At 70.0% G+C, this 20,615-nt stretch carries 18 protein-coding genes; 8 read left to right on the forward strand and 10 right to left on the reverse strand.

The window, feature by feature from the left end; genetic code table 11:
• Positions 1-29: 29 nt before the first annotated feature.
• From AB0F91_RS17365 to AB0F91_RS17380, 4 genes are all read left to right on the forward strand, one after another.
• On the forward strand, positions 30-206 hold the full coding sequence (locus AB0F91_RS17365) for a DUF1918 domain-containing protein (protein ID WP_360598530.1): 177 nt from the start codon (positions 30-32) through the stop codon (positions 204-206).
• 90 nt (positions 207-296) lie between these two features.
• Positions 297-1,190, forward strand: coding sequence for a universal stress protein (locus AB0F91_RS17370; protein WP_360598531.1), 894 nt, complete (start codon positions 297-299; stop codon positions 1,188-1,190).
• A 261-nt stretch (positions 1,191-1,451) separates the two neighbouring features.
• Entirely contained in the window at positions 1,452-1,640 is a 189-nt protein-coding gene (locus AB0F91_RS17375; RefSeq protein ID WP_360598532.1) for a hypothetical protein, read from the forward strand.
• Positions 1,637-2,539: a universal stress protein gene (locus tag AB0F91_RS17380; protein ID WP_360598533.1), complete on the forward strand. Its 903-nt coding sequence runs from the start codon at positions 1,637-1,639 to the stop codon at positions 2,537-2,539. Before AB0F91_RS17375 ends, AB0F91_RS17380 begins: the two co-directional genes overlap by 4 nt.
• Before the next feature lie 271 nt (positions 2,540-2,810).
• Here the strand turns inward: AB0F91_RS17380 and AB0F91_RS17385 are convergent, their stop codons facing one another.
• On the reverse strand, positions 2,811-4,148 hold the full coding sequence (locus tag AB0F91_RS17385; protein ID WP_360598534.1) for an acyl-CoA dehydrogenase family protein: 1,338 nt from the start codon (positions 4,146-4,148) through the stop codon (positions 2,811-2,813).
• Positions 4,149-4,287: 139 nt separating this feature from the next.
• Between AB0F91_RS17385 and AB0F91_RS17390 the strand changes: the two genes are divergently transcribed.
• Positions 4,288-5,490, forward strand: a complete 1,203-nt coding sequence (locus tag AB0F91_RS17390; RefSeq protein ID WP_360598535.1) for a LytTR family transcriptional regulator DNA-binding domain-containing protein — start codon at positions 4,288-4,290, stop codon at positions 5,488-5,490.
• Positions 5,491-5,556: 66 nt separating this feature from the next.
• Here AB0F91_RS17390 and AB0F91_RS17395 read toward each other — a convergent pair whose 3' ends face one another.
• Both AB0F91_RS17395 and AB0F91_RS17400 read right to left on the reverse strand, forming a co-directional pair.
• On the reverse strand, positions 5,557-5,682 hold the full coding sequence (locus AB0F91_RS17395; protein ID WP_255638153.1) for a hypothetical protein: 126 nt from the start codon (positions 5,680-5,682) through the stop codon (positions 5,557-5,559).
• 3 nt (positions 5,683-5,685) lie between these two features.
• A complete protein-coding gene (locus tag AB0F91_RS17400) occupies positions 5,686-6,651 on the reverse strand; it encodes a TerC/Alx family metal homeostasis membrane protein (protein WP_360598574.1) in 966 nt (321 codons plus the stop codon).
• A gap of 395 nt (positions 6,652-7,046) precedes the next feature.
• Between AB0F91_RS17400 and lnt the strand changes: the two genes are divergently transcribed.
• Positions 7,047-8,576 (forward strand): apolipoprotein N-acyltransferase, encoded by a 1,530-nt coding sequence (gene lnt, locus AB0F91_RS17405; protein WP_360598536.1) that lies wholly within the window; start codon positions 7,047-7,049, stop codon positions 8,574-8,576.
• Between the two features lie 147 nt (positions 8,577-8,723).
• On the opposite strand, the gene AB0F91_RS17410 is transcribed toward lnt, so the two are convergent.
• The 7 genes from AB0F91_RS17410 to AB0F91_RS17440 all read right to left on the reverse strand — a co-directional run bounded on the left by AB0F91_RS17410 (position 8,724) and on the right by AB0F91_RS17440 (position 16,514).
• Positions 8,724-9,125: a VOC family protein gene (locus AB0F91_RS17410; RefSeq protein ID WP_360598537.1), complete on the reverse strand. Its 402-nt coding sequence runs from the start codon at positions 9,123-9,125 to the stop codon at positions 8,724-8,726.
• Between the two features lie 206 nt (positions 9,126-9,331).
• Positions 9,332-9,769: an SRPBCC family protein gene (locus AB0F91_RS17415; RefSeq protein WP_360598538.1), complete on the reverse strand. Its 438-nt coding sequence runs from the start codon at positions 9,767-9,769 to the stop codon at positions 9,332-9,334.
• Between the two features lie 549 nt (positions 9,770-10,318).
• Positions 10,319-12,046 carry an L-lactate permease gene (locus tag AB0F91_RS17420; RefSeq protein ID WP_360598539.1) on the reverse strand — a complete coding sequence of 576 codons (1,728 nt, stop codon included), beginning with the start codon at positions 12,044-12,046 and terminating at the stop codon, positions 10,319-10,321.
• A 43-nt stretch (positions 12,047-12,089) separates the two neighbouring features.
• A complete protein-coding gene (locus tag AB0F91_RS17425; protein WP_360598540.1) occupies positions 12,090-13,406 on the reverse strand; it encodes a heterodisulfide reductase-related iron-sulfur binding cluster in 1,317 nt (438 codons plus the stop codon).
• On the reverse strand, positions 13,407-14,678 hold the full coding sequence (locus tag AB0F91_RS17430; RefSeq protein ID WP_360598541.1) for an FAD-binding oxidoreductase: 1,272 nt from the start codon (positions 14,676-14,678) through the stop codon (positions 13,407-13,409).
• Positions 14,678-16,165 carry an FAD-linked oxidase C-terminal domain-containing protein gene (locus AB0F91_RS17435; RefSeq protein ID WP_360598542.1) on the reverse strand — a complete coding sequence of 496 codons (1,488 nt, stop codon included), beginning with the start codon at positions 16,163-16,165 and terminating at the stop codon, positions 14,678-14,680. The genes AB0F91_RS17430 and AB0F91_RS17435 overlap by 1 nt, the downstream gene beginning before the upstream one ends.
• A 172-nt stretch (positions 16,166-16,337) precedes the next feature.
• The gene (locus AB0F91_RS17440; protein WP_360598543.1) at positions 16,338-16,514 is read right to left on the reverse strand and encodes a hypothetical protein; all 177 of its coding nucleotides are present in this window, start codon (positions 16,512-16,514) and stop codon (positions 16,338-16,340) included.
• Positions 16,515-17,024: 510 nt separating this feature from the next.
• Between AB0F91_RS17440 and fmdA the strand changes: the two genes are divergently transcribed.
• Together fmdA and AB0F91_RS17450 are read left to right on the forward strand one after the other, a co-directional pair.
• Positions 17,025-18,272, forward strand: a complete 1,248-nt coding sequence (gene fmdA, locus AB0F91_RS17445) for a formamidase (RefSeq protein WP_360598544.1) — start codon at positions 17,025-17,027, stop codon at positions 18,270-18,272.
• 884 nt (positions 18,273-19,156) lie between these two features.
• Entirely contained in the window at positions 19,157-20,614 is a 1,458-nt protein-coding gene (locus AB0F91_RS17450; protein WP_360598545.1) for a sugar porter family MFS transporter, read from the forward strand.
• The last annotated feature ends 1 nt before the right edge of the window (position 20,615 follow it).

Consider the following 20,615-nt stretch of genomic DNA (forward strand, 5'->3'; position numbering starts at 1 on the left):
GCCGCCGGATCTGATGCCGAGGAGGAGTGATGCGCGCACGACCCGGCGACCGGCTCGTGGTGAAGGGAGTTCGGGTCGATCTGCCCGAACAGCGGGGCCGGGTCTTCGCCGTCGGAGGGCCGGACGGCACCGTTCCGTTCACCGTCCGCCGGCCGGCCGCGGACGGTGATCGACGGTGTTCCCGCGCCCGGAAGCCATCGTCGTGATCGAAGCGGACACCACCGCGCGTGAGGAAGCGGACTGTGCGCGGTTCGAGCCGTCGCGGGCGCTGCGGCAACCGGGCGGAGGTGCGCACCATGTCCCGGCGTGACGAGCGGGTGGTGCTGGCCGGTGTGGACGGTTCGGCTTCGGCCCGGCACGCCGCGGTCTGGGCCGCCGAGGTGGCGGTGCGGCGGGGCGCGGTGCTGAGACTCGTGCAGGCGTACGTGGTCCCCTCGCCGGAAGTCTCGGGCGTGGCTGTGACCGCCGTCCGCGAAGGCTTCCGGTCCCGCGCCGAGTCGGGGGTGGCCGAGGCCGAGAACGCCGTGCTGGCGAAGTGGCCGTCGGCGCGGATCGAGCGGGCTGTCGTGGACGGCGGCCGGGTTGGCGTCCTGCTGCGAGAGTGCGCGAACGCCGAAGTGGTGGTGCTGGGCTCGCGCGGGCTGGGCGGGTTCACCGGGCTTTTGATCGGCTCGACCGCGGTCTCACTCGCCGCCCACGCGCCGTGCCCGGTCGTCGTGGTGCGTGGGCGCCGGCCCGACGACCCGCCGCCGGCGGCCGGCCCGGTCCTGGTCGGGCTCGACGGGTCGCCGGACAGCAACGACGCTCTGGGCTATGCGTGCGAAGAGGCCGTGGCCCGCGGCACCGCACTGGCGGCGGTGCACACCTGGAACGAGATCACGCCCGAGGGCAAGCTGCGGGCACCGGGCACCCGCCCGCAGGACGTTGCCGCAACCGGACGACGGCGGGTCGACGAGCAGCTCGCGCCCTGGCGCGAAAAGTTCCCCGATCTCACGATCGACGTGGTGGTGGTCCAAGGCCGGCCGGTCCGGACTCTTCTGGAGCTCGGAGCGGACGCGCGACTTGTCGTGGTGGGCAGCCGTGGCCGTGGCGGGTTCACCGGGATGTTGCTGGGCTCCACCAGCCAAGCGCTGCTCGTGCACTCCGCGTGCCCGGTCGCGGTCGTCCGCCCGGATGGTCCGCGGTCATGAACCGGCGCAGCACGACGGCGCCGCGGTCGGTCGCCGTGCGAGATACGGTGTTCGCGCCGTGCTCGCAAGGCGGCTGGCGATCCGCTGTGCGGTGATCGGGATCCATGAACCTGCGCGGTGGTCGACGTCTGTTGTGGACAGTCCCGCCCCGGAACCGCCTCAGCGCGGCGAGGACCCGGTCGGCTCGCACCCGGTGACGTTGGCCCTTCGCGGTGGTGACTCGGGACCGGCGTGGCCGGCCTTGCCCGGTGGCTACTTTCGGTGCAAGGGCGGCTGGAGATCGACGGCGGCACCGGTCGCCGGAAGGCCGAAGCCCACGACGGACTCGTGCCGGTCGCCAACCGCCACGACGACCGGACCGGCCGCCACGTCGCGACCCTGCTCGCCCTGGACCCGCCGGACGTAGTCGGCGCCGAGACGGTTTCGTCGAGAGAGGACCCGTGGTCATGACGGCACACACCAGCAACACAGTGGTGGTCGGCGTCGACGGCTCCGCGGGTGCGGACGAGGCGGTCCGCTGGGCCGCGCGGCTCGCGTCCGGACGAGGGCTCGAGCTGGACCTCGTGAACTGCTTGCAGGGCGCCGCGATCTACTACGGTGGCGGCCTGGCCGGAAGCGACGAGCTGTTCGAGCAATTCCGGCGGGAAGGTGATCGCCTCCTCACCGCGGCTCGCGAGCTGGCTCTGTCCGTGGACGCGTCCCTCACCGTACGAACCGCCGTGCTGTTCGACGCTTCGACCAGCGCCCTGCTCGACCGGTCGCGGCGGGTCCGGCTGATCGTGGTCGGCCGGACCGGCACGGGTGGCTTCGCCGGGATGCTGGTCGGCTCCACGGCCGCCACCGTGGCCGGCCACGCCGAGTGCCCGGTCGCGGTGGTCCGCGGGCGGCACGGCGACGGCCCGGTTCCGCTGGAGGGACCGGTCGTGGTCGGCGTGGACTGCACCCCGAACAGCGAGGCCGCCCTCGCGGCGGCCTTCGAAGAAGCGGGTTTCCGAGGTGTGCCGCTCGTGGCCGTGCACGCGTGGAACGACGTCACGTACGACTCCACGGACAGCACCGCCCGGCTGATGCCCCAGCCGGAATCGCTCGAGCCGACGGAGGAGCGGTTGCTGGCCCAGCGGCTGGCCGGCTGGCAGGAGAAGTTCCCCGAGGTTCAGGTCCGGCGGGCTCTGGCCCAGGACCGGCCGCGGCACGCGCTGCTCGCCGAGTCCGACCGGGCACAGCTGGTGGTGGTCGGCAGTCACGGCCGCGGCGGCTTCACGGGCATGCTTCTCGGCTCGACCGCCCAGGCGCTGATCCATCACTCGTCCTGCCCCGTGCTCGTGGTCCGACCGGAGCCGAAGCGGTGACGGCTCCCGAGGCCACCGGCGGGGCAGGTCAACCCCGTCGTCGATCGCGAAACCTTCCACCAAGGCGGTCCCCGTGGCCACGCCGACTACCGGCCTACGCGGGAGAACCCGAATTCGCGGCCGTGGAAAGCGTCCGATGACCGTTATTGAGCGCCGCCCGGAACTCACTGCGACCCGGTGGTCTTCGACAACCGAAGCTGACCGGTTCCGCCTGGCCGGCGGCCAGCGCCCCGGGCGCGTCCGGTGCGGCACGCGCCCGGGCGCTCGCCCGTCACACGGGAAGCGGCGTCTCCTGGTAGGTGGGGACCGTGTCGATGGTCTCCATGAACTTCGTGAAGGGCACGAAGTCGTCGTTCATCAGTGCGCGCGGGTCGTAGTCCGGGCTGGCGAGCACGCCGTGGACGCGACGGCGCTGCATGCCGAAGTTGCCGGCGTCGTAGAGCGGCAGCACCGCGGCCTCGCGCAACAGCTTCTCGAACTCGTGCTGCTTGTCCAGGCTGTTCACGCCCACGACCTGCATGCACTTGTAGACCGCGTCGAACATCAGCTCCGTGCATTGGATCTTGCACATCGCGCCGATCAGCTCGCCGTGGTAGTCATGCTGGTCCAGGAAGTGCGCGGTCTTCCAGCAGAAGCAGCGGCACATCTCGATCCGCGCCGCGACGTCCCCGAGCACATAACCGACGTTCTGGTGGTTGATGATCGGGCTCGGGCCACCGGCGGTGTAGGTCCGCGCCCACTCGAGGGCGGACTCGTACGCCGTCCGGGCCACACCGACCGCCGCGATCCCGGCCACCGGCCCCGACCAGGCGAAGTTGCGGTTGATCAGCAGGTCGCCGTTGCCGCGGGTGCCCTCGACGAGGTTGTTCGCGGGAACCCGGGCATCGGTGAAGACGATCTCGGCGTTGGGGGTGAGCCGATGCCCCATCTTGCTGATGAGGTTGTAGCTGACACCGGGGGTGCCGCGCTCGACCATGATCGCCGACAGCCCCTCGGTGCCGCCCTTCGACGGGTCGGTGCGCACCACGACGATGCTCGCGTTGGCCCCCTGCCCGTCCCAGCCCGCGACGTTGCACGGCCAGTACTTGCGGCCGTTGAGCACGTAGTGGTCGCCATCGAGCGTGGCGGTGACACCGATCCCGACGGGTGAAGCATCGGGCGCGTCGAAGTTCGCCGTGCCGCCAGGACTGCCCGCCGGCTCGCTCACCGCGTAGCCGACGAGGTACTCGCCGGTCGGGTCCGAGGTGGCCGCGCGCAGGAAGCGGTCCTTCTGCTCGTCACTGCCCCAGTACCAGACGGGCATCAGGCCCAGCCCGTTCACCAGGATGGTGCAGGCGAAACCCGGGTCGACGGCGCACATCTCCTCGGCGGCCAGGATGAGGTCCACATTGGACACCCCGCCGCCACCGTACTGCGTGGGTAACATGCAGAACGCGATGCCGGCGCGGTAAGCCTGCACATACACGTCCTTGGTCATCTGGAAGGCGCGCAACGGGTCTGTCTCGGCGTCGGCCGCGCGGACCACCGGCGCGAGTATGTCGCGGGCGAAGGCACGGGTGCTCGCCTGGAGTTCCCGTTGTTCGGGGGTGAGGGTGAAGTCGATGGCCATGACGAAACCTCCCTGAATCGGGTCGTCGGATCGGCCGGTATCGTCGATCTGCCCGGGCGAGGAGCACGCGGACGCTATCCCGGCCGGCGACGTCCGCCCTAGTCTGTTCAGGGGGCCGCCCGAACGCGAGGAGGTCGGCATGGACGGTCAGCGGGCCGGCGTCGGCGGCCACGAACCCGGAGCGAACGGCATCGCCGCGATCCCGCCGGCGATCCAGGCGTCCTGGCGGCGCTGCCGCGAGGTCCACGGCATCGCCCCCGGCACCTGTCCGCCCGACCCGTCGGCGGACTCCGTTGCCGCGGCGCCGCGCACCGTGGTGTCGGCCGCCCGCTCGCTGGCGGCCGACCTCACCCGAACCGACGGCGTGGTGGCGGTCGCGGCCGGCGACGGGCGGGTCGTCGCGGTGTTCGGGAGCAGTTCGGCCCTCGCTCTCGCCGATGCACATCAGCTCGCGCCCGGGCACGACTGGTCGGAGAAGAGCCGCGGTACCAATGCCCTCGGCACCGCGCTGCTCGACGGACAGGCCCAGGTGACCGGTCCCGAGCACTGGCGTGGTGACCTGGCCGACTGGTCCGGCGCGGGCGTCGCCGTCGCGGACCCCGACCGCCGCCGACCGTGCGCGGTCCTCGCGTTCCTGGTGCATCGCCGCCCGCTGCCGGCGCTCGCGATCGCGCGGCTGCACCGCTGCGCCCAGGAACTGGGCCATGGTCTGCATCGCCGGCGCGACGACGTGCTCACCGAGCTGGCCGGATCTCTGCGACCGCAAGCCGCCGACGACGGACCGCTGGCGGTCATCGACCGGCGCGGGCGGCTCGTGGCGGCGAACGAGGTCGGGCGCGCGGTGCTCGGCTCCCGCGCGCGGGCCGGCGCGCTGCGGCTGGCCGCGTGCGCCGAGGACGGGTGCCCGATCACCGTCCAGCCCATCCAGCACGACGGGCAGCTCGTCGGCACGCTCGTCACCACCAGTACTGACTCACCGCCGGCGACCGGGGCCGCTCAAGCGCCGGTGTTCCGGCTCGCCGGCATCCACGGCGGGCACATCCTGCTCATGGCCCCGGCAGAGATCCGGGTCGCGCAGGCCGAGGGCAAGACCGTGTGGCTGCTGACCGACCGGGGCCGGTTGCGGGCGCTCAACCACACCCTGAGCCGGCTGGCCACACGGCTGGCACCACACGGATTCCTGCGGGTGCACCGGCACTGTGTGGTGAACCTGCACCGGGTGCGCGAAATCGCCCCGACCTTCCACGGCGGATTCGCGCTCGTCCTGGACGGGCCCGATCGCGAGACCGTCGCGGTGTCCCGGCGGCACCTGGCCGAGGTCCGGCGCGCACTCGGCCTTTGAGGGACTTTCTCCCGTGGGCAGGGCGCCGCGGTCGCCCAGGTTCGGTCGGTCTCGCAGGTGACCGGTTCAGGAGCCTGGGCCGCGCGGTGGCCGAGGTGGCGTCAACGCCGCACAGGTGATCACCAGTGCGGCGAGGATCAGCAACGTGAGGAAGAGTTCGACCAGGGCGTTGACGAGCAGTTCGGTTGCCATGGCTCAGTCCCGTCGGTGGTCAGCGGGCTCGGATGTGCGGCGGGGCAGGAGGCTGGTGGTGGTGACCGTCGCCAGGACGAGGACGATGACCGCCAGGGAGATCGGGGTGGGGATCTGCGGCACGGCGGGCCAGACGCCGTGTGCCCAGTGCAGGACCAGTTTCACTCCGATGAACGCGAGGATGACGGCCAGGCCGTGGTTGAGGTGGCGGAGTTTCGCGAGCGCGGTGTGCAGCACGAAGTACAGGGCGCGCAGGCCGAGCAGGGCGAAGGCGTTGGTGGCGAAGACCAGGTAGGGGTCTTCGGTGATGCCGTAGACGGCGGGCACCGAGTCGATCGCGAACACGACGTCGGTGGTGAACACCGCCACCACCACGACCACCAGTGGGGTGAACACCCGCCGTCCGTGCCGGCGCACGGTCAACCGGGCTCCCTGGTAATCGTCGGTGATCGGGATGAACCTGCGCAGCAGCCGCACCGATCGCATCCGTGCGGGGTCCGGCTCGGCATCGGCGTCCGTGAGCGCCTGGTGCAGGATCTTCACCGCCGAGGCGAACAGGACCAGCCCGAATACAAGGAACGCCCAGGTTCCCGCCGCCAGCAGTGCGGCGCCGGCCGCGATGAACGCCCCCCGCAGCACGAGTGCGCCGACGATGCCGTAAAGCAACACCCGCTGCTGCAGCGCGGGTGGGACCGCGAACGCGGCGAGCAGCAGCATGAACACGAACAGGTTGTCCACCGACAGGGACTTCTCGACGACGAAGCCGGTCAGGAACTCCACCGCCTGGCCGCTCCCGAACGCCACCCACAGCCAGGCCCCGAACACCACCGGCAGCGCCAGGTAGAACACTGACCAGCCGACAGCCTCTCGCATCGACACTTCGTGTGGACGCCGCGTCACCATGAAATCGGCGAGCAGCAGCAAAAGCAGGACCGCGATGCTGATCAGCCACAACCAGAGCGACCCCATCGACTCCGCCGGAGCCACCGCAACAACCTCAGTGGGCACAGGAACCTCCTCGAACGAGCGCGCACCGGCGCGTGTTCGAGGTCTCCTTCACCCTGTGCCGCCGGCACCCCGTGCCACGGACCTGGGCGGGCTCCCGAGGACATCACCGGGATGTCCGTATTGACCGGGCAGCCCCTGCGGAAGTACTCCCCTCGAAGTCAGTATGGCTTTGCCGGCCGATAAAGTAAAGAATCATTAAAGACGTAGTGGTGGGATCGGGCGGGCGCCCATCGTGGTCGGCTCGGTCATGGCTGGCAGGCAACGCCTGGTAGGGGCGGGCGCGCGGAATGCTTCGGCGGGCCGAGCCGCGCGGTGACCTGGCCAGACGCACGCCTGGCGGGGAGTAGCGTGCTCGAATGCCTGTTGCCGTGCGGGTGCGTCGGTGGGCGGTGCGTGGGCTGGCTTTGCCGTGTGGTTGCGTGTTGGCGCTTGCTTTCCCGGCTGCCGATGCGTGGTGGCTGGCGTGGGCCGGGCTGGTCCCGCTGGTGTTGTTGCTCGGACGTGCGGGCTCGTACGGTGAGGCGGTTTGGCGGAGTTCGCTTGGCGCGGTCGGGTTCTTTCTCGTCGTGTTGCAATGGCTGCTGCCCAACGTGGGAATGCTGGCGCTTGTCGTGGGCGTGGTCGCGGGCGTCCTCTGGGTGCCGTTCGGGCTGGCAACCTACGGGTTGCTGCGAGAACCGTCCGGTGCGCGGGTGGCCTTGGCGGTGGTGGTGCTGCCGTCGGTCTGGGTCAGCGTCGAGGCACTGCGTTCGTGGGAAGGTCTGGGCGGTGCCTGGGGTCTTGTCGGTCTGACGCAGTGGCAGGTGCGGCCGGTGCTGGCCGCGGCGTCGCTGGGCGGGGTGTGGTTGCTCAGCTTCGTGTTGGTGGCGGTCAACGTCGGGCTTGCCGCGGTGGTCCTTCCCGGCGCCGACCGGGCAGCGCGGCTGCTCGGGGGAGGGCTCGCTGTCGTGTTCGCCGCACTCACGATCGGCTACGGGCTGCTCCGGCCGGAACCGGTGGTGACCGGCAGCGTCCGCGTGGTGGGGGTGCAGCCCGGCGTCGTGTCCGGAGGCAACGAGCGTTTGGCGGCGCATCTGGACTTGACCCACCGGGCCGCCGGTCTGGGGCAGGACATGGTGGTCTGGGGGCAGAGCAGCGTGCCGTTCGACCCGGCGCGCCGTCCCGAGGTGGCGGGCCGGCTGCGGCAAGCCGCGGCGATCGCCGGAAGTGACGTCCTGGTCAACGTCGACGCACGAGGGGCGGATGGTCGGATCAGGAAGACGGCTCAGCAGTACGGCCCCGGTGGTTTGGTTGGTACGTATGAGAAGCGGCGGCTGGTGCCGTTCGGCGAGTACGTGCCGATGCGGTGGCTGCTGGGGAAGGTGCTTCGGGGCACCGCGATGGCCGAGGAAGATCGGGCCCCGGGCCGCGGGCCGGTGGTGTTGCGGGTCGGCGCGGCGCGGGTGGGCACACTGATCTCCTACGAGTCGGTCTTTCCCGACCTGCGTCGGGAACTCGTTCGGCTGCACGCCGACGTCACGGTGGTGCAGGGCTCGCTCACGTCGTTCCACGGAACCTGGGTGCAACCGCAACAGGCGAGTGCCGAGGCGGTGCGGGCGGTGGAGTCCGGCCGGTCCGCCGTCCTCGTGGAGCTGAACGGGACGTCCGCTGCGTTCGACGCACGGGGCAGGCAGCTGGCCTGGATGCCGCCGGACGAGCGCGGGATCTTCGTGGTCGATGCCCCGTTGTACGAGGAGATCACTCCCTACGTGCGGTGGGGCGACTGGGTTCCGCGCACGGCGGGCGTGATCACCGTGGTCGGCATCGTCCTGGTGGTCGGGCGCTGGGCGTCGTCGAGAGCGACCGGGCTCCACGGACGACCGTCGTCGACCGGACCGGGGCGTTGACCACCTTCTCGGCCGCTCGCGATCGTGGAGGAATCCCGGGCCTCAACCCCAGGTCTGGGGCCGGCGACCTCCTCCGTGTCGGGGGAGGTGCGACACGTGGCTTGACCAGGTAAACGCATACTGCGTACGAGCGGCAGGGATCGGAGGTCATGTCCCCGGGGCGATGAAGAACTCGAGAGCGATGTTGTCGGGGTCGCGGAAAGAGACGCCCGAGCCGTAATGCGCCTTCTTGATGCCGCCGTGGGTGATGGCGAGCTCGTCGAGGCGATCGCGCCACTGCTCGAGCTCCGCGGTGCCGGACAGTGCGAAGCCCACGTGGTCGAGTCCGGTGCGCGTCTCGACGAAACGGTCCTTCGACTCGCGGCCGGGGTGGGTGTGCAGACCGAAGAGCATTCCGCCTTCGAGGGCGAAGACCGTGTGGTGGAACTCGCCGCCTTCTTCGTCCTCGTCGAGTACGGGTTCGGCATCGAACAGGCGGCTGTACCACTCGGTGCTGCGCTTGAGGTCCGAAACCGTGATCGCGACGTGCTGCAGGCCGGGGAAAGCCATGTGAGCGACTCCCTTCCTTGATCGGCATCGAATAAGGGCTCTGGGCACCCTATGGGTCCGCCGCGACCGTCGAGCGCGGATCGATCGCGGCCGCGGTGAACCCGGTGGTCCGGTGGGGGCTCGCCTGAGCGACCGTGTCGTCATCGGAGGGGAGCCGGTTCGGACGAGTCGGGCATGATCGGATTCTCGTTACCGGAGATCCGGCTTCAGGCGAGCAGCTTCCGTAACCCGGCGATGCCGCTGCCGTAGACGTCTTGGGCGAAGGTGCGGTCGAGTTCTTCCTCTTGACCGGCGTCGGCGTCGTACTCCGCCCACCACTCGACGAAGGACTCGCCGGTGTCGGTGACCGGACTGACCCGGACCGTCGAAACGTAGCGGCGCACGCCGAACGGATTCGCGCCGGTGAACGCGTAGGTGAGCGTGCGACCAGGGTCGTCGAGGACGAGCAGCCGTTCGTCGAAGGGGTCGCCGCCGGCATCGAGGGTCAGCCTCCGGACGGCTCCGACCTGGCCGTCGACGCCGTCGACGATCTCACTGTGGCCGACTGCCGGCAGGAAGGCGGACACGTCGCCGAATGCGCGGATCTGGGCCCAGACCTTTTCTACGGGCGCGGCGACGACTCCGCTGGCGTACGGGCGCGGCATGGAAACCCCCAACTGTCGGTCGAACGTTCTCGTGACAGCCGCTCGAAGGCCCGGAACGCACACGACCAGGCAGCAGCGACATCGGCACGAGCTCGGAATGGGTACCTGGCTCACGCTAACCGCAACGGATTCCCCACAGAAGATCTTTGTGACGACCGGCCGCACCTGCCCGCCGAGCGGGAGGAGCGCCTCGTCGAACGGTTCACGCACTGGTCGTCCATGCCGATCGAGCACTCCGTGGGTGACGTGGCACCGCCGGCCCCGGCTCGACGGCGCCACGGGGGATCGCGCCGAACTCGTCGAAGCGGGCGCTGAGGAACTCGAAGGGGTCGCGGTCAGGGGTGAGGCGGGCGCGGCGGTCGCGTCCGCGTGGGTTGACCACGCCGGTGGTGGCCAGTGCCTCGGCGACCGGCGCGTCCAGTTGTCCCCGCTCGGTGAGTTGTCCGATCGAGGTGCACGGGGCCGACGTCGTCGTGCTCGACGGATTGGTGGGCGATGCCCGCGTAGGCCGAAACGCGCCCCCCCAACCAGCCACCCGACGCCATCCGGTCAGGGCACCATCCACGAGAGCACAGGGGTGGACTGCAGGTAGACGAGCACGCACATCACCGCGAGGAAGAGCACGCTCCAGAGGAACACCCTGCGGAAGAGATCGCCCTCCCGCCCGGACATCCCCACCGCCGCCGCGGCGATGGCGAGGTTCTGCGGGCTGATCATCTTGCCGAGCACCCCGCCGGACGAGTTCGCGGCGGCGAGCAGGGTGGCGCTCAGCTCGGCCTTCTGCGCGGCGACCACCTGCAGTGCGCCGAACAACGAGTTCGACGACGTGTCGGAGCCGGTCACGGCGACGCCCAGCCAGCCCAGGATCGGCGAAATGAGCGCGAAGATCCCGCCGGCGCCGGCCATCCACGTGCCGAGCGTCGTGGTCTGCCCGCTCGCGTTCATCACGTAGGCGAGTGCGAGCACGGCCATCACGGTCACGATCGCGGGAGCGAGCTGGCGATACGTGGCGAAATAGGTGTGCAGCGCGGTCGCGGGCCGGATGCGGATCACGGGAATCGTGAGCAGCCCGGCGATGATGAGCAGCGTGCCGGCCGCGGCGAGCCAGTCGAATTTGAACATCGGCAGCGTCGAGACTTTCCCGCTCGCGGACGTGATGTGCAGCCCGGGCCAGGCGAAGGTGCGCGTGACGCTGGTCAGCGCGTGCTGGATCGCCGGGATCTGCGCGAGCCCGAACACCACGATGATGATCAGGTAGGGCGAGTAGGCGCGGAACACCTCGGCGCCGCTGTCGCGGCGGCCGGCTTCGGTGTCACCATCACCGCCTCCGCGCGGTGGACCGTCGCGGCCCGCCCGGGGAGCCTGCCGGTCGATCGTGGCCGTCGAGGTCGCCGCCTCCGCGCGCCCGTCCGCGCCCGCGCCGGTGCGGGCGACCTCAGGTCCGCCGGTCTCGGTGAACCCCTCGACCGGCCGCCAGACCCGCAGGAACAGCACGACCGCGCCGGCGCTCAGCAGCGACGCGACGATGTCGGTGAGCGGTGCGCTCACGTAGTTCGAGATCGCGAACTGCGCGACGGCGAAGACCACGCCGCAGACGAGCGCCGCCGGCCAGGTCTGGCGGACCCCGCGGGTGCCGTCGATGATGAACACGAGCGCGAGCGGGACGACGAACCCCAGCAGCGGGGTCTGGCGTCCGACCATTGCGGACAGGTCGTGCAGCGGCAGGCCGGTGACGGTGGCCAGCGTGGTGATCGGCACCGCGAGCGCGCCGAAGGCGACGGGTGCGGTGTTGGCGACGAGTGCGACGATCGCGGCCTTCAACGGCCGGAAGCCCAGCGCGATCAGCATGACGCTGGTGATGGCGACCGGGGTGCCGAACCCGGCCAACGCTTCGAGCAGCGCACCGAACGAGAACGCGACGATCACGCCCTGGATCCGCTGGTCGTCGCTGACCCGGGCGAACGAGCGGCGCAGCACGTCGAAGTGTCCGGTCTGGACCGTCATGTTGTAGATCCAGATCGCGTTGATGACGATCCACAGGATGGGGAAGAACCCGAACGCGGCACCTTCGGCCGCCGCGAGGAACGCCGGGCCGGCCGGCATCGGGTAGACGAAGATCGCCACCGCGAGCGCGACCGCGAGCGAGATCAGCGCCGCGAGCCACGCCGTCATCCGGAGGATGCCGAGCAGCACGAACAGCACGATCAACGGGACAGCCGCCACGAGCGAGGACCAAGCGAGCGAACCGGCGACGGGATCGAGAATCTGTTGATACATGTGTCACCTCATCGTCGAGGACGACAACCTGGGAATTGCCTGCTTACGCCCCAGAGCGGGACCGCCCGACAACGTCCGCTGCCAGGCCACGGATCGAAGCGTCGAGAACCTCGACGGTGTGGGCGACCTTCAGCTGCGCGCCGAGCCGCTCGGCCGAAGCGGCCAGCTGCATCAGGCAGCCCGGGTTGGCCGTCACCAGCAGGGGTGCGCCGGTGGCGAGAACGTTGCGCGCCTTGCGGTCCCCGAGTTCCCCCGCGGCCTCGGGCTGCAGGATGTTGTAGATCCCCGCGGAACCACAGCACAGTTCGGCTTCGGCGATCTCCCGCAGCAGAAGCTCCGGGATGTCCCGCAAGAGGGCGCGGGGCTGCGTGCGGATCGCCTGCGCGTGCCCGAGGTGGCAGGCGTCGTGGTACGCGATCATGACCGGCAGCGGGTGGCGGGCGGCCACCGTTCCCCGCTCCACGAGGAATTCCGTGATGTCACGGACGCCCTCGGCGAATCCGCGCGCGCGCTCGGCGTAGGCGGGATCGTCGGCGAGGAGGTCCGCGTACTCCTTCATCGCCGAACCGCAACCGGCTGCGTTGACCACGACCTGCTCGACCCCGGCGGCCTCGAAGGTGTCGATCAGCTTGCGGGCGAAAGACTGCGCCTCCCCCTCCCGTCCGTTGTGGACACTCAGCGCGCCGCAGCACCCCTGCCCGGCGGGCGCGATCACGTCGAAGCCTTCCGCGGTCAGCACGCGGGCGGTCGCCGCGTTGACGCCGGGGAAGAACTCCCGCTGCACGCAGCCCAGGAGCAGGCCGACGGTGCCCCGCTTCGCCCCCTGGGCAGGGGACTGTTCCGGCACCTGCTCGAACGGCTCGAGCTCGGGTGCCAGCGACTCCAGCGCCGCCAGCGCCGGGAAAGTCCTGCGCAGCAAGCGGCCGTGCCGCAACCAGCGGCTGAGGCCGGTGGCCTGATAGGCCCGCAGCGGACCGCGCAAGGCGTGCAACCGTTTGGCGTACGGGAAGACGCTGAAGATCGCGCGGCGCATCAGCCGGTCGCGGGCGGGGCGGTGGTGACGCCGCTCCACCTGCGCACGGGTGGCTTCGATGAGCTTGTCGTACTGCACCCCGGACGGGCACGCGGTCACACAGGCCATGCAGCCGAGGCAGGCGTCGAAATGCTGCACCATCTCCGGTGTCATCGGCTCGCCGCCGAGGCCCATTTCCATCAGGTAGATCCGCCCGCGCGGAGAGTCCATCTCCTCGCCCCACAACGTGTACGTGGGGCACGTCGGCAGGCAGAACCCGCAGTGCACGCAGTCACCGACGAGCGCCGCCGACGGCGGGTGGTGGTCATCGAAGGCAGGTTCGGACATCTAGATCCCTCCGGCGAAGCGACCGGGAGCGAGCCGGTACTCGGGGTCGAACCGGTCCTTCACCCGACGCATCAAGCTCATCCCCCGTACCGGCCCCCACGGGTCGAGCGCCGCCTTGACCGCAGGCGGAGCGTCCAGCACCACGACATCCCCACCCCAGGTGGCCGACCGGTCGCGCAGGACCTGGACCAGCTCGGCGATCACGGCGGGCTCGGCGGCACCCGGCACCGCGGCGTACAGGAGCCCGACGCCGGCCGAACCGCGGGCCGAGACCGGGACACCGTGACGCCGCGCCTGCTCGTCGAGCGCGTTCAGCAAAGCCGGCAGGCCCGTGATCCGGTGGGTGAGGCGCAGGGCCACGTCGCCGCGCTGCCAGGGGGCTCGGCCCCACCACTCCGGCGCGGCGTCGTACGGTTGGGCGCCGTCCCCGAGCAGTTCGAGGAACTTCTCGACCCGGCCGGCGACTCCCTGCGGAATGCCCTCGACGAGCACCGCGAGCGTCCCCGTCGCGCCGGCCGGGCGGTCGAGTTCGACGGCGTTCGGCACGAGTTGTGCGTGCAGCACCCGCCGCAGTCGCTCGTACGCGACACCTGTCGAATCCACCGGCACCACGACCCAGCGCGCCAGCGCCGGTCGTGGGTGCAGCCGGAACACCGCCTCGGTGACCAGGCCGAGCGTTCCCCAGGAGCCGGCGAACAGCTTGCCCAGGTCGTAACCCGCGACGTTCTTCACGACCTTTCCGCCGGCCTTCGCCACCACGCCGTCGGCTCGGACGACCGTGATGCCGATGAGCAGGTCGCGCACCGCGCCGTGGGAGAAGCGCAGCGGGCCGGAAGCGGCGGTCGCGATGAGCCCGCCGACCGTTCCGGCGTCGGCCGCGCCAGGCGGCACCACGGGATCCGCCGCCAGCCGCTGACCCGCGGGGGAGAGGCGGTCCTGCAGCGTCGCGAGGTGCAGCCCCGCGTCCACGTGAACGACAAGGTCGCCGGAGCGGTGCTCGACGACGCGGTCCAAGCGGCCGGTGTCCACGACCAGGTCGGCCTTCGCGGGCCGCTGCCCCCAGCCGAGTTTCGTCCCCGAGCCCCGGACGATGACGGCGAGCCCGTTGTCGGCGGCGATCCGCATGACGTCCGCCGCTTCCGCGGTGCTGCCCGGTGCCGCGACGAACGCCGGCGCGATGCCGTCGACCTCGTCACCCGCCTCTGCGGGCCGGGCATGCTTCGCGGTCGCCGCGCAGAGCGCGTCCAGCGTCGCCGGATCGGGCCCGCTCATCAGAAGACCTCGGCGATTCCGGCTTCCTGCAAGGGATGCGCGCCCCGGTGCCGGCCCGGCACCTCGCCGCACAGCCGCGGCGTCGGGAACACCTTGCCGGGATTGGCCAGCCCAGCGGGATCGAACGCGCAGCGCACCAGCTGCATCGTGTCGAGGTCCGCCTCGGTGAACATCCGCGGCATGTACTTCGCCTTGTCCGACCCGACGCCGTGTTCGCCGGTGATCGATCCGCCGTACTCGATGCAGAGGTCGAGGATCGCCCCCGAAACCTCCTCGGCGCGCTCGGCTTCGCCGGGCACCGCGTCGTCGAACAGCACCAGCGGGTGCAGGTTGCCGTCCCCGGCGTGGAAGACGTTGGCGACTCGGACGCCGCTGCTGCGCGAGAGCTCCGTCATCCGGTGCAGCACCTCGGGCAACGCGGTGCGGGGGATGACACCGTCCTGGACGATGTAGTCGGGACTGATCCTCCCGACGGCGGCGAACGCCGACTTGCGCCCCTTCCAGAACAAGGCGCGCTCCACGTCGTCCTTCGCGATGCGGATCTCGAAGGCCTGGCGCGTGCGGCAGTGCCGCTCGACCTCCTCGAACTGCCGCTCGACCTCGTCGGCCGGTCCGTCCAGCTCCACGATCAGCACCGCACCCGCACCACCGGGGTAGTCACAGTGCACAGCCGCCTCGGCCGCCTCGATCGCCAGTGCGTCCATCATCTCGATCGCCGCGGGCACGACTCCGGCGCCGATGATCTCCGAAACCGCCGCGCCGGCGTCATCGGTGCTCGGGAAGGCCGCGAGCAACGTGCGGACCGCTTCCGGCAGCCGCGTGAGCCGCACCGTCACCTCGGTGGCGATGCCGAGCGTGCCTTCCGAACCCACGATGGCCCCCAGCAGGTCGTAGCCGGTCGGATCCGGCGCCTTGCCGCCGAGCTGCATGGCTTCGCCGTCGGCGGTCACGAAGGTGATGCCAGTGACGTGGTTGGTGGTGAAGCCGTACTTCAGGCAGTGCGCGCCACCCGAGTTCTCCGCGACGTTGCCGCCGATCGAGCACACCTGCTGGCTCGAGGGATCCGGCGCGTAGTAGTAGCCCTCGGGATTCGCAGCCCGGGAGACGTCCAGGTTGATCACCCCTGGCTCGACCACCGCGCGCTGGTTCTCCCGGTCGATCTCGATGATGTGCCGCATCCTCGAGGTGACGATGAGGACCCCGTCGGCGCGCGGCAGCGCACCACCGGACAGGCCCGTGCCGGACCCGCGCGCGACGAACGGCACCCCGGCCTCGGCGCACGCACGCACGGTCTCCACGACGGCGGTCGTGTCCCGAGCGAGCACGGCGAGCGCGGGAGTGACCTTGTAGTGCGCGAGGCCGTCGCACTCGTAGGTACGCAGCCGCTGGTGATCGTCGATGACCGAATCAGGACCCAGCTCCGCCCGCAGGCGCTCGGCCAGCGCCGCGATCCCTGGTCGCACATCTCGTGGCTCGTAGGTCGTCATGCGCGCCCTCCCAGCCCGCTTGACTGTGGATCCGGACGGCTTTTTGAGCTACAGAAAGTAAACTCTGCCTTTCAGCACCGTAAGACGCTCCGGAAGGCTAGTCAACTCGGGCCCTCCGGCGGCCGACGGCCTCGCGGGTCGCGGAGGGATCCGCAGGTGGTGCCGCGTGCGGCTACCCGGCCAAGCGCCGGATGCTGGGCCGTGCGGTGATCACGACCGAGCCGCCGCAACTCCAGCACTCGAGCGCCATCCCCGGCGGAGTCCGCCCGGCGACCTCGCAGCTGGCGCACTCCCACGCGGTGAGGACGACGAACTCCATCGAGCCGTCGTCGTCGGACTTCGCTTCCACGATGCTCCACCGATTTCTTGATCAGCATTTGGCTCGACTCCCGTAACGGGCAGCCGGCGCAAGACGAGGCAAAATAACGAAACGATATACCTCAAGTCAAGAGGAAGGCGGTTTTTCGTTGCCCTTGACATCCCTGCGCGACGTGCGAATACGCTGCGCACAGCGCGACCCCGGTCGAGACGCGGCGTCGGGCCAGTGCCGTCCTGGTCTCGGGAGTGGCCGAACGTCCCAGTGAGTCCGCCCCGGCCGTCACGGAAAGTAGCCCGCCGGCAGTGGTGTGGCGATCGCAGCCGCAGTGGCGATCAACGTGGGCCGGAGTCGTCGACGCCCGCCGCGGGCGTGGGTGCGGATCGCCGAACGATGAAGGTCTTTGTGCAGAATAAGGTTTTTCGTAAATTCCGGCGTCGGTTTTCCGCCGGACGTCGCCGATATGACCAGGAGGTTCACAGGTACTGACCCGAGAACGGCGGGTGAACCGGATCAAGGGCCCGCAAACAGAGGAGAAGTCGCATGCCAGAAGTAGTGTTCAGTGTCGACCAGACGAAATCCATGCGCGACCAGTCGGTGCCGGGCCACAACCGGTGGCACCCGGACGTACCGGTCGCCGCGATGGTCCGGCCCGGGCAGGAGTTCCGCGTCGAGTGCCGGGAATGGACCGACGCCCAGCTCGGCAACAACGACTCGGCCAACGACGTGCGGGACGTCGACCTGTCGCGCTGCCACATGCTCAGCGGTCCCATCGGCGTCGAGGGCGCCCAACCCGGCGACCTGCTCGTCGTCGACATCCTCGACCTCGGCCCGGTTCCACAGGAGACCGGCGACGCGCCGGGGCAGGGCTGGGGCTACACCGGGGTGTTCGCCAAGGCCAACGGCGGCGGGTTCCTGACCGACTACTTCCCCGACGCCTACAAGGCGATCTGGGACTTCCACGGTCAGCAGGCCACCTCCCGCCACCTGCCGGGCATCCGGTACACCGGAATCACCCACCCCGGCCTGTTCGGCACCGCGCCTTCGGCCGAGCTGCTCCAGCGGTGGAACCGCAGGGAGCAGGCGCTGATCGACCGCGAGCCCGACCGCGTACCTCCGCTGGGCCTGCCGCCGTTGCTCGACGGGACGCTCGCCGGAACCGCCGACGGGTCGACCGCAGACCACATCGCCCGCGAGGGCGCCCGCACGGTGCCGGCCCGGGAGAACGGGGGGAACCACGACATCAAGAACTTCACCCGGGGATCGCGGGTCTTCTACCCGGTCTACGTCGACGACGCCAAGTTCTCCGGCGGAGATCTACACTTCAGCCAGGGCGACGGCGAGATCACCTTCTGCGGCGCCATCGAGATGGGCGGGTACATCGACTTCCACGTCGACCTCATCAAAGGCGGCATGGAGAAGTACGGCATCACCACGAATCCGGTGTTCATGCCGGGAAACGTCGAACCCCGGTATTCCGAGTTCCTGTCGTTCGTGGGCGTCTCGGTGGACCGGGAGACCGACGAGAACCTCTACCTCGACGCGACCATGGCCTACCGCAATGCCGCCCTGAACGCGGTGGAGTACTTCAAGAAGTGGGGCTTCACCGGTGAGCAGGCCTACCTGCTGCTCGGTTCGGCGCCCATCGAGGGCCGGATCAGCGGCATCGTGGACATCCCCAACGCGTGTTGCACGCTCTACGTGCCCACGGAGATCTTCGATTTCGACGTGCGCCCGACGAGCGAAGGCCCGGTGAGGGCCGATCGCGGACAGTGCGCGGTCACGTCCTGACCTGCAGAGGGGGTCAGCGAGGCCGGACTTCGTTCGGCCTCGACGGAGAGTGGCGAAACGCTCGGCCGGGACTCCCGGTCGAGCGTTTCGCTGCGGCTGTCTTGCCCGAGCGAGCGATACTCGACGAACGCCACCGGTCGCCGGTGATCGGTCACGCGGAACCGGTTCGGACGGCGGACCACCGCAACGGGCCTGGCTGCGCGCGCTCCGCAAGCCGACGCGGATGGCGGCGGTCGAAGGAAGACCGGGTGGTTCGAATGGTTCGGGAGTTGACTCCCAGCCGTTCGACACTGCTGATGCCATGGCCGGCGAAGGCGCGCCGCCCTCCGTGCCGGGATACCCGACTACGCACCGGCCCAGGCCTCCGGCGCTCGCGCTGTCGCAACGCCACGTCGGACCTTCGAACTCCCCGCCGGCCGTCGGGGCGACCACTGCGGCCGGTGGTCCGGACATGGATCGGGTCGGAAAAATGCTGCAGTCCGCTCTTGGTTACGGATGGGCCAACGGAAGCGGCCGTCGGTTCTCACCGTGCGTGTGGTCTTATCCGCTGTGGACACTGACTGGTGATGCCGGGCCCACGCGCTGGGCTCGGTGTCTCGCCGGAGGTCGCGGTCGCACAACCGCGCCCGAGCGCCGCCGTCGCCGGCCGCTGCCGCCAAGCTGGGATGTCCGGGCGCACCGCAGCGGGTGGAAAGTTGTGGTCGGCCGGCCGTGTTCGTGACCGTGTGCCAGGAAGCGGTGCGTCCACACCGTGCGGGGCTCGCGTGCAAATTTGCGCAGACAACCGCCCTCTTGACGGAATGTGAATTCGGCCACACCCTGTAGGGAGTTGTGAGGGAGCCGTCGCAGCCCGCCTCGGAGACCCTCACGCAGGGGAGGTCCAGATGGGGACCACACCGGGCGAACAGCCACCGTCGAGCGAACCCCCTTGGCAGCTGGGCAATCCTGCCCATCGGATCAGCTATCCCACCCCGAGTACCGGGCGCACCGTGCTCGTCGCCGCGACGGCGGCGCTGGGCGGTTTCCTCTTCGGCTACGACACCGCGGTGATCAACGGCGCCGTCAAGGCGGTCGGGGAAAACTTCAACGCGTCGCCCTTCGTCCTCGGTTTCGCAGTCGCCGCGGCGCTGATCGGCTGCGCGATCGGCGCCTGGTTCGCGGGTGGGATCGCGGACCGCTACGGTCGGATCCGCGTCATGTGGCTCGCGGCGATCGCGTTCGCAATCAGCGCGCTGGGCAGCGGCTTCTCGTTCTCGATCTGGGAACTCGCGTTCTGGCGGTTGGTCGGAGGTCTCGGTGTCGGTGCCGCCTCCGTGATCGCTCCCGCCTACATCGCGGAGATCTCGCCGGCGCACCTGCGCGGCAGGCTGGGCTCACTGCAGCAGTTGGCCATCGTGTCCGGCATCTTCGTGGCGTTACTCGTGGACTTCGCACTGGTCGCCGGATCGGGCGGTGCGTTGGATCCCCTGTGGTTCGGCCTCGCGACGTGGCGGTGGATGTTCCTGTCGCTGCTGGTTCCCGCCCTCGCCTACGGCCTCCTGGCCTTGACGATCCCGGAATCGCCGCGACACCTGGTCCAGAAGGAGCAGCTGGCCAGAGCGGCAGAGGTGCTGCGGCGGTTCGTCGGCGGCGACGTCGACGCGAAGATCACGGAGATCATCCGGACGGTCAAAGGAAAGACCGAACGCACCGGCTTCGTGACGGTGCGTGGTCCGAGGCTGGGGTTGCTGCCGATCGTCTGGATCGGCATCGGCCTGTCGATTTTCCAGCAGTTCACCGGCATCAACGTGATCTTCTACTACTCCTCGGTGCTGTGGCAGGCGGTGGGGTTCAGCGAGCAGAACGCCCTGGCGATCACCGTGATCACGTCGGTGACCAACATCCTCACCACGGTCATCGCCATCGCACTGGTCGACCGGATCGGCCGCAAGCCACTGCTGGTGATCGGCTCGATCGGTCAGTTCGTCTGTCTGGGCGTCCTCGCCCTGCTCTTCGGCACCGCGCCGATCGTGAACGGCACGCCGGACCTGGGTTCGGCCGGGCCGATCGCGCTCATCGCCGCCAACGTCTACGTCGTGTTCTTCGGAGCGACGTGGGGCCCCGTGGTGTGGGTGCTGCTCGGTGAGATGTTCAGCAACAAGATCCGCGCGATGGCCCTGTCCGTCGCCGCGGCGGCGCAGTGGCTGGCCAACTTCGCCATTTCCACGACCTTCCCCGCGCTGTCGGCCGCCGGGCTGGGACTTGCATACGGCGTCTACACGTTCTTCGCCTTCGTGTCGATCTTCTTCGTGATCAAGTACGTCAAGGAGACGAAGGGGCGTGAGCTGGAGGAGATGGCCTGAC

This window comes from Amycolatopsis sp. NPDC023774 (assembly GCF_040639695.1).
GTDB lineage: Bacteria > Actinomycetota > Actinomycetes > Mycobacteriales > Pseudonocardiaceae > Amycolatopsis.

Excerpts from the sequence above, each read along its gene's own strand:
- AB0F91_RS17365 (WP_360598530.1), top strand. The coding sequence starts at position 30 with ATGCGCGCACGACCCGGCGACCGGCTCGTGGTGAAGGGAGTTCGGGTC.
- AB0F91_RS17370 (WP_360598531.1), top strand. The coding sequence starts at position 297 with ATGTCCCGGCGTGACGAGCGGGTGGTGCTGGCCGGTGTGGACGGTTCG.
- AB0F91_RS17380 (WP_360598533.1), top strand. The coding sequence starts at position 1,637 with ATGACGGCACACACCAGCAACACAGTGGTGGTCGGCGTCGACGGCTCC.
- AB0F91_RS17385 (WP_360598534.1), bottom strand. The coding sequence starts at position 4,148 with ATGGCCATCGACTTCACCCTCACCCCCGAACAACGGGAACTCCAGGCG.
- AB0F91_RS17390 (WP_360598535.1), top strand. The coding sequence starts at position 4,288 with ATGGACGGTCAGCGGGCCGGCGTCGGCGGCCACGAACCCGGAGCGAAC.
- AB0F91_RS17395 (WP_255638153.1), bottom strand. The coding sequence starts at position 5,682 with ATGGCAACCGAACTGCTCGTCAACGCCCTGGTCGAACTCTTCCTCACG.
- AB0F91_RS17400 (WP_360598574.1), bottom strand. The coding sequence starts at position 6,651 with ATGGGGTCGCTCTGGTTGTGGCTGATCAGCATCGCGGTCCTGCTTTTG.
- lnt (WP_360598536.1), top strand. The coding sequence starts at position 7,047 with ATGCCTGTTGCCGTGCGGGTGCGTCGGTGGGCGGTGCGTGGGCTGGCT.
- AB0F91_RS17410 (WP_360598537.1), bottom strand. The coding sequence starts at position 9,125 with ATGGCTTTCCCCGGCCTGCAGCACGTCGCGATCACGGTTTCGGACCTC.
- AB0F91_RS17415 (WP_360598538.1), bottom strand. The coding sequence starts at position 9,769 with ATGCCGCGCCCGTACGCCAGCGGAGTCGTCGCCGCGCCCGTAGAAAAG.
- AB0F91_RS17420 (WP_360598539.1), bottom strand. The coding sequence starts at position 12,046 with ATGTATCAACAGATTCTCGATCCCGTCGCCGGTTCGCTCGCTTGGTCC.
- AB0F91_RS17425 (WP_360598540.1), bottom strand. The coding sequence starts at position 13,406 with ATGTCCGAACCTGCCTTCGATGACCACCACCCGCCGTCGGCGGCGCTC.
- AB0F91_RS17430 (WP_360598541.1), bottom strand. The coding sequence starts at position 14,678 with ATGAGCGGGCCCGATCCGGCGACGCTGGACGCGCTCTGCGCGGCGACC.
- AB0F91_RS17435 (WP_360598542.1), bottom strand. The coding sequence starts at position 16,165 with ATGACGACCTACGAGCCACGAGATGTGCGACCAGGGATCGCGGCGCTG.
- fmdA (WP_360598544.1), top strand. The coding sequence starts at position 17,025 with ATGCCAGAAGTAGTGTTCAGTGTCGACCAGACGAAATCCATGCGCGAC.
- AB0F91_RS17450 (WP_360598545.1), top strand. The coding sequence starts at position 19,157 with ATGGGGACCACACCGGGCGAACAGCCACCGTCGAGCGAACCCCCTTGG.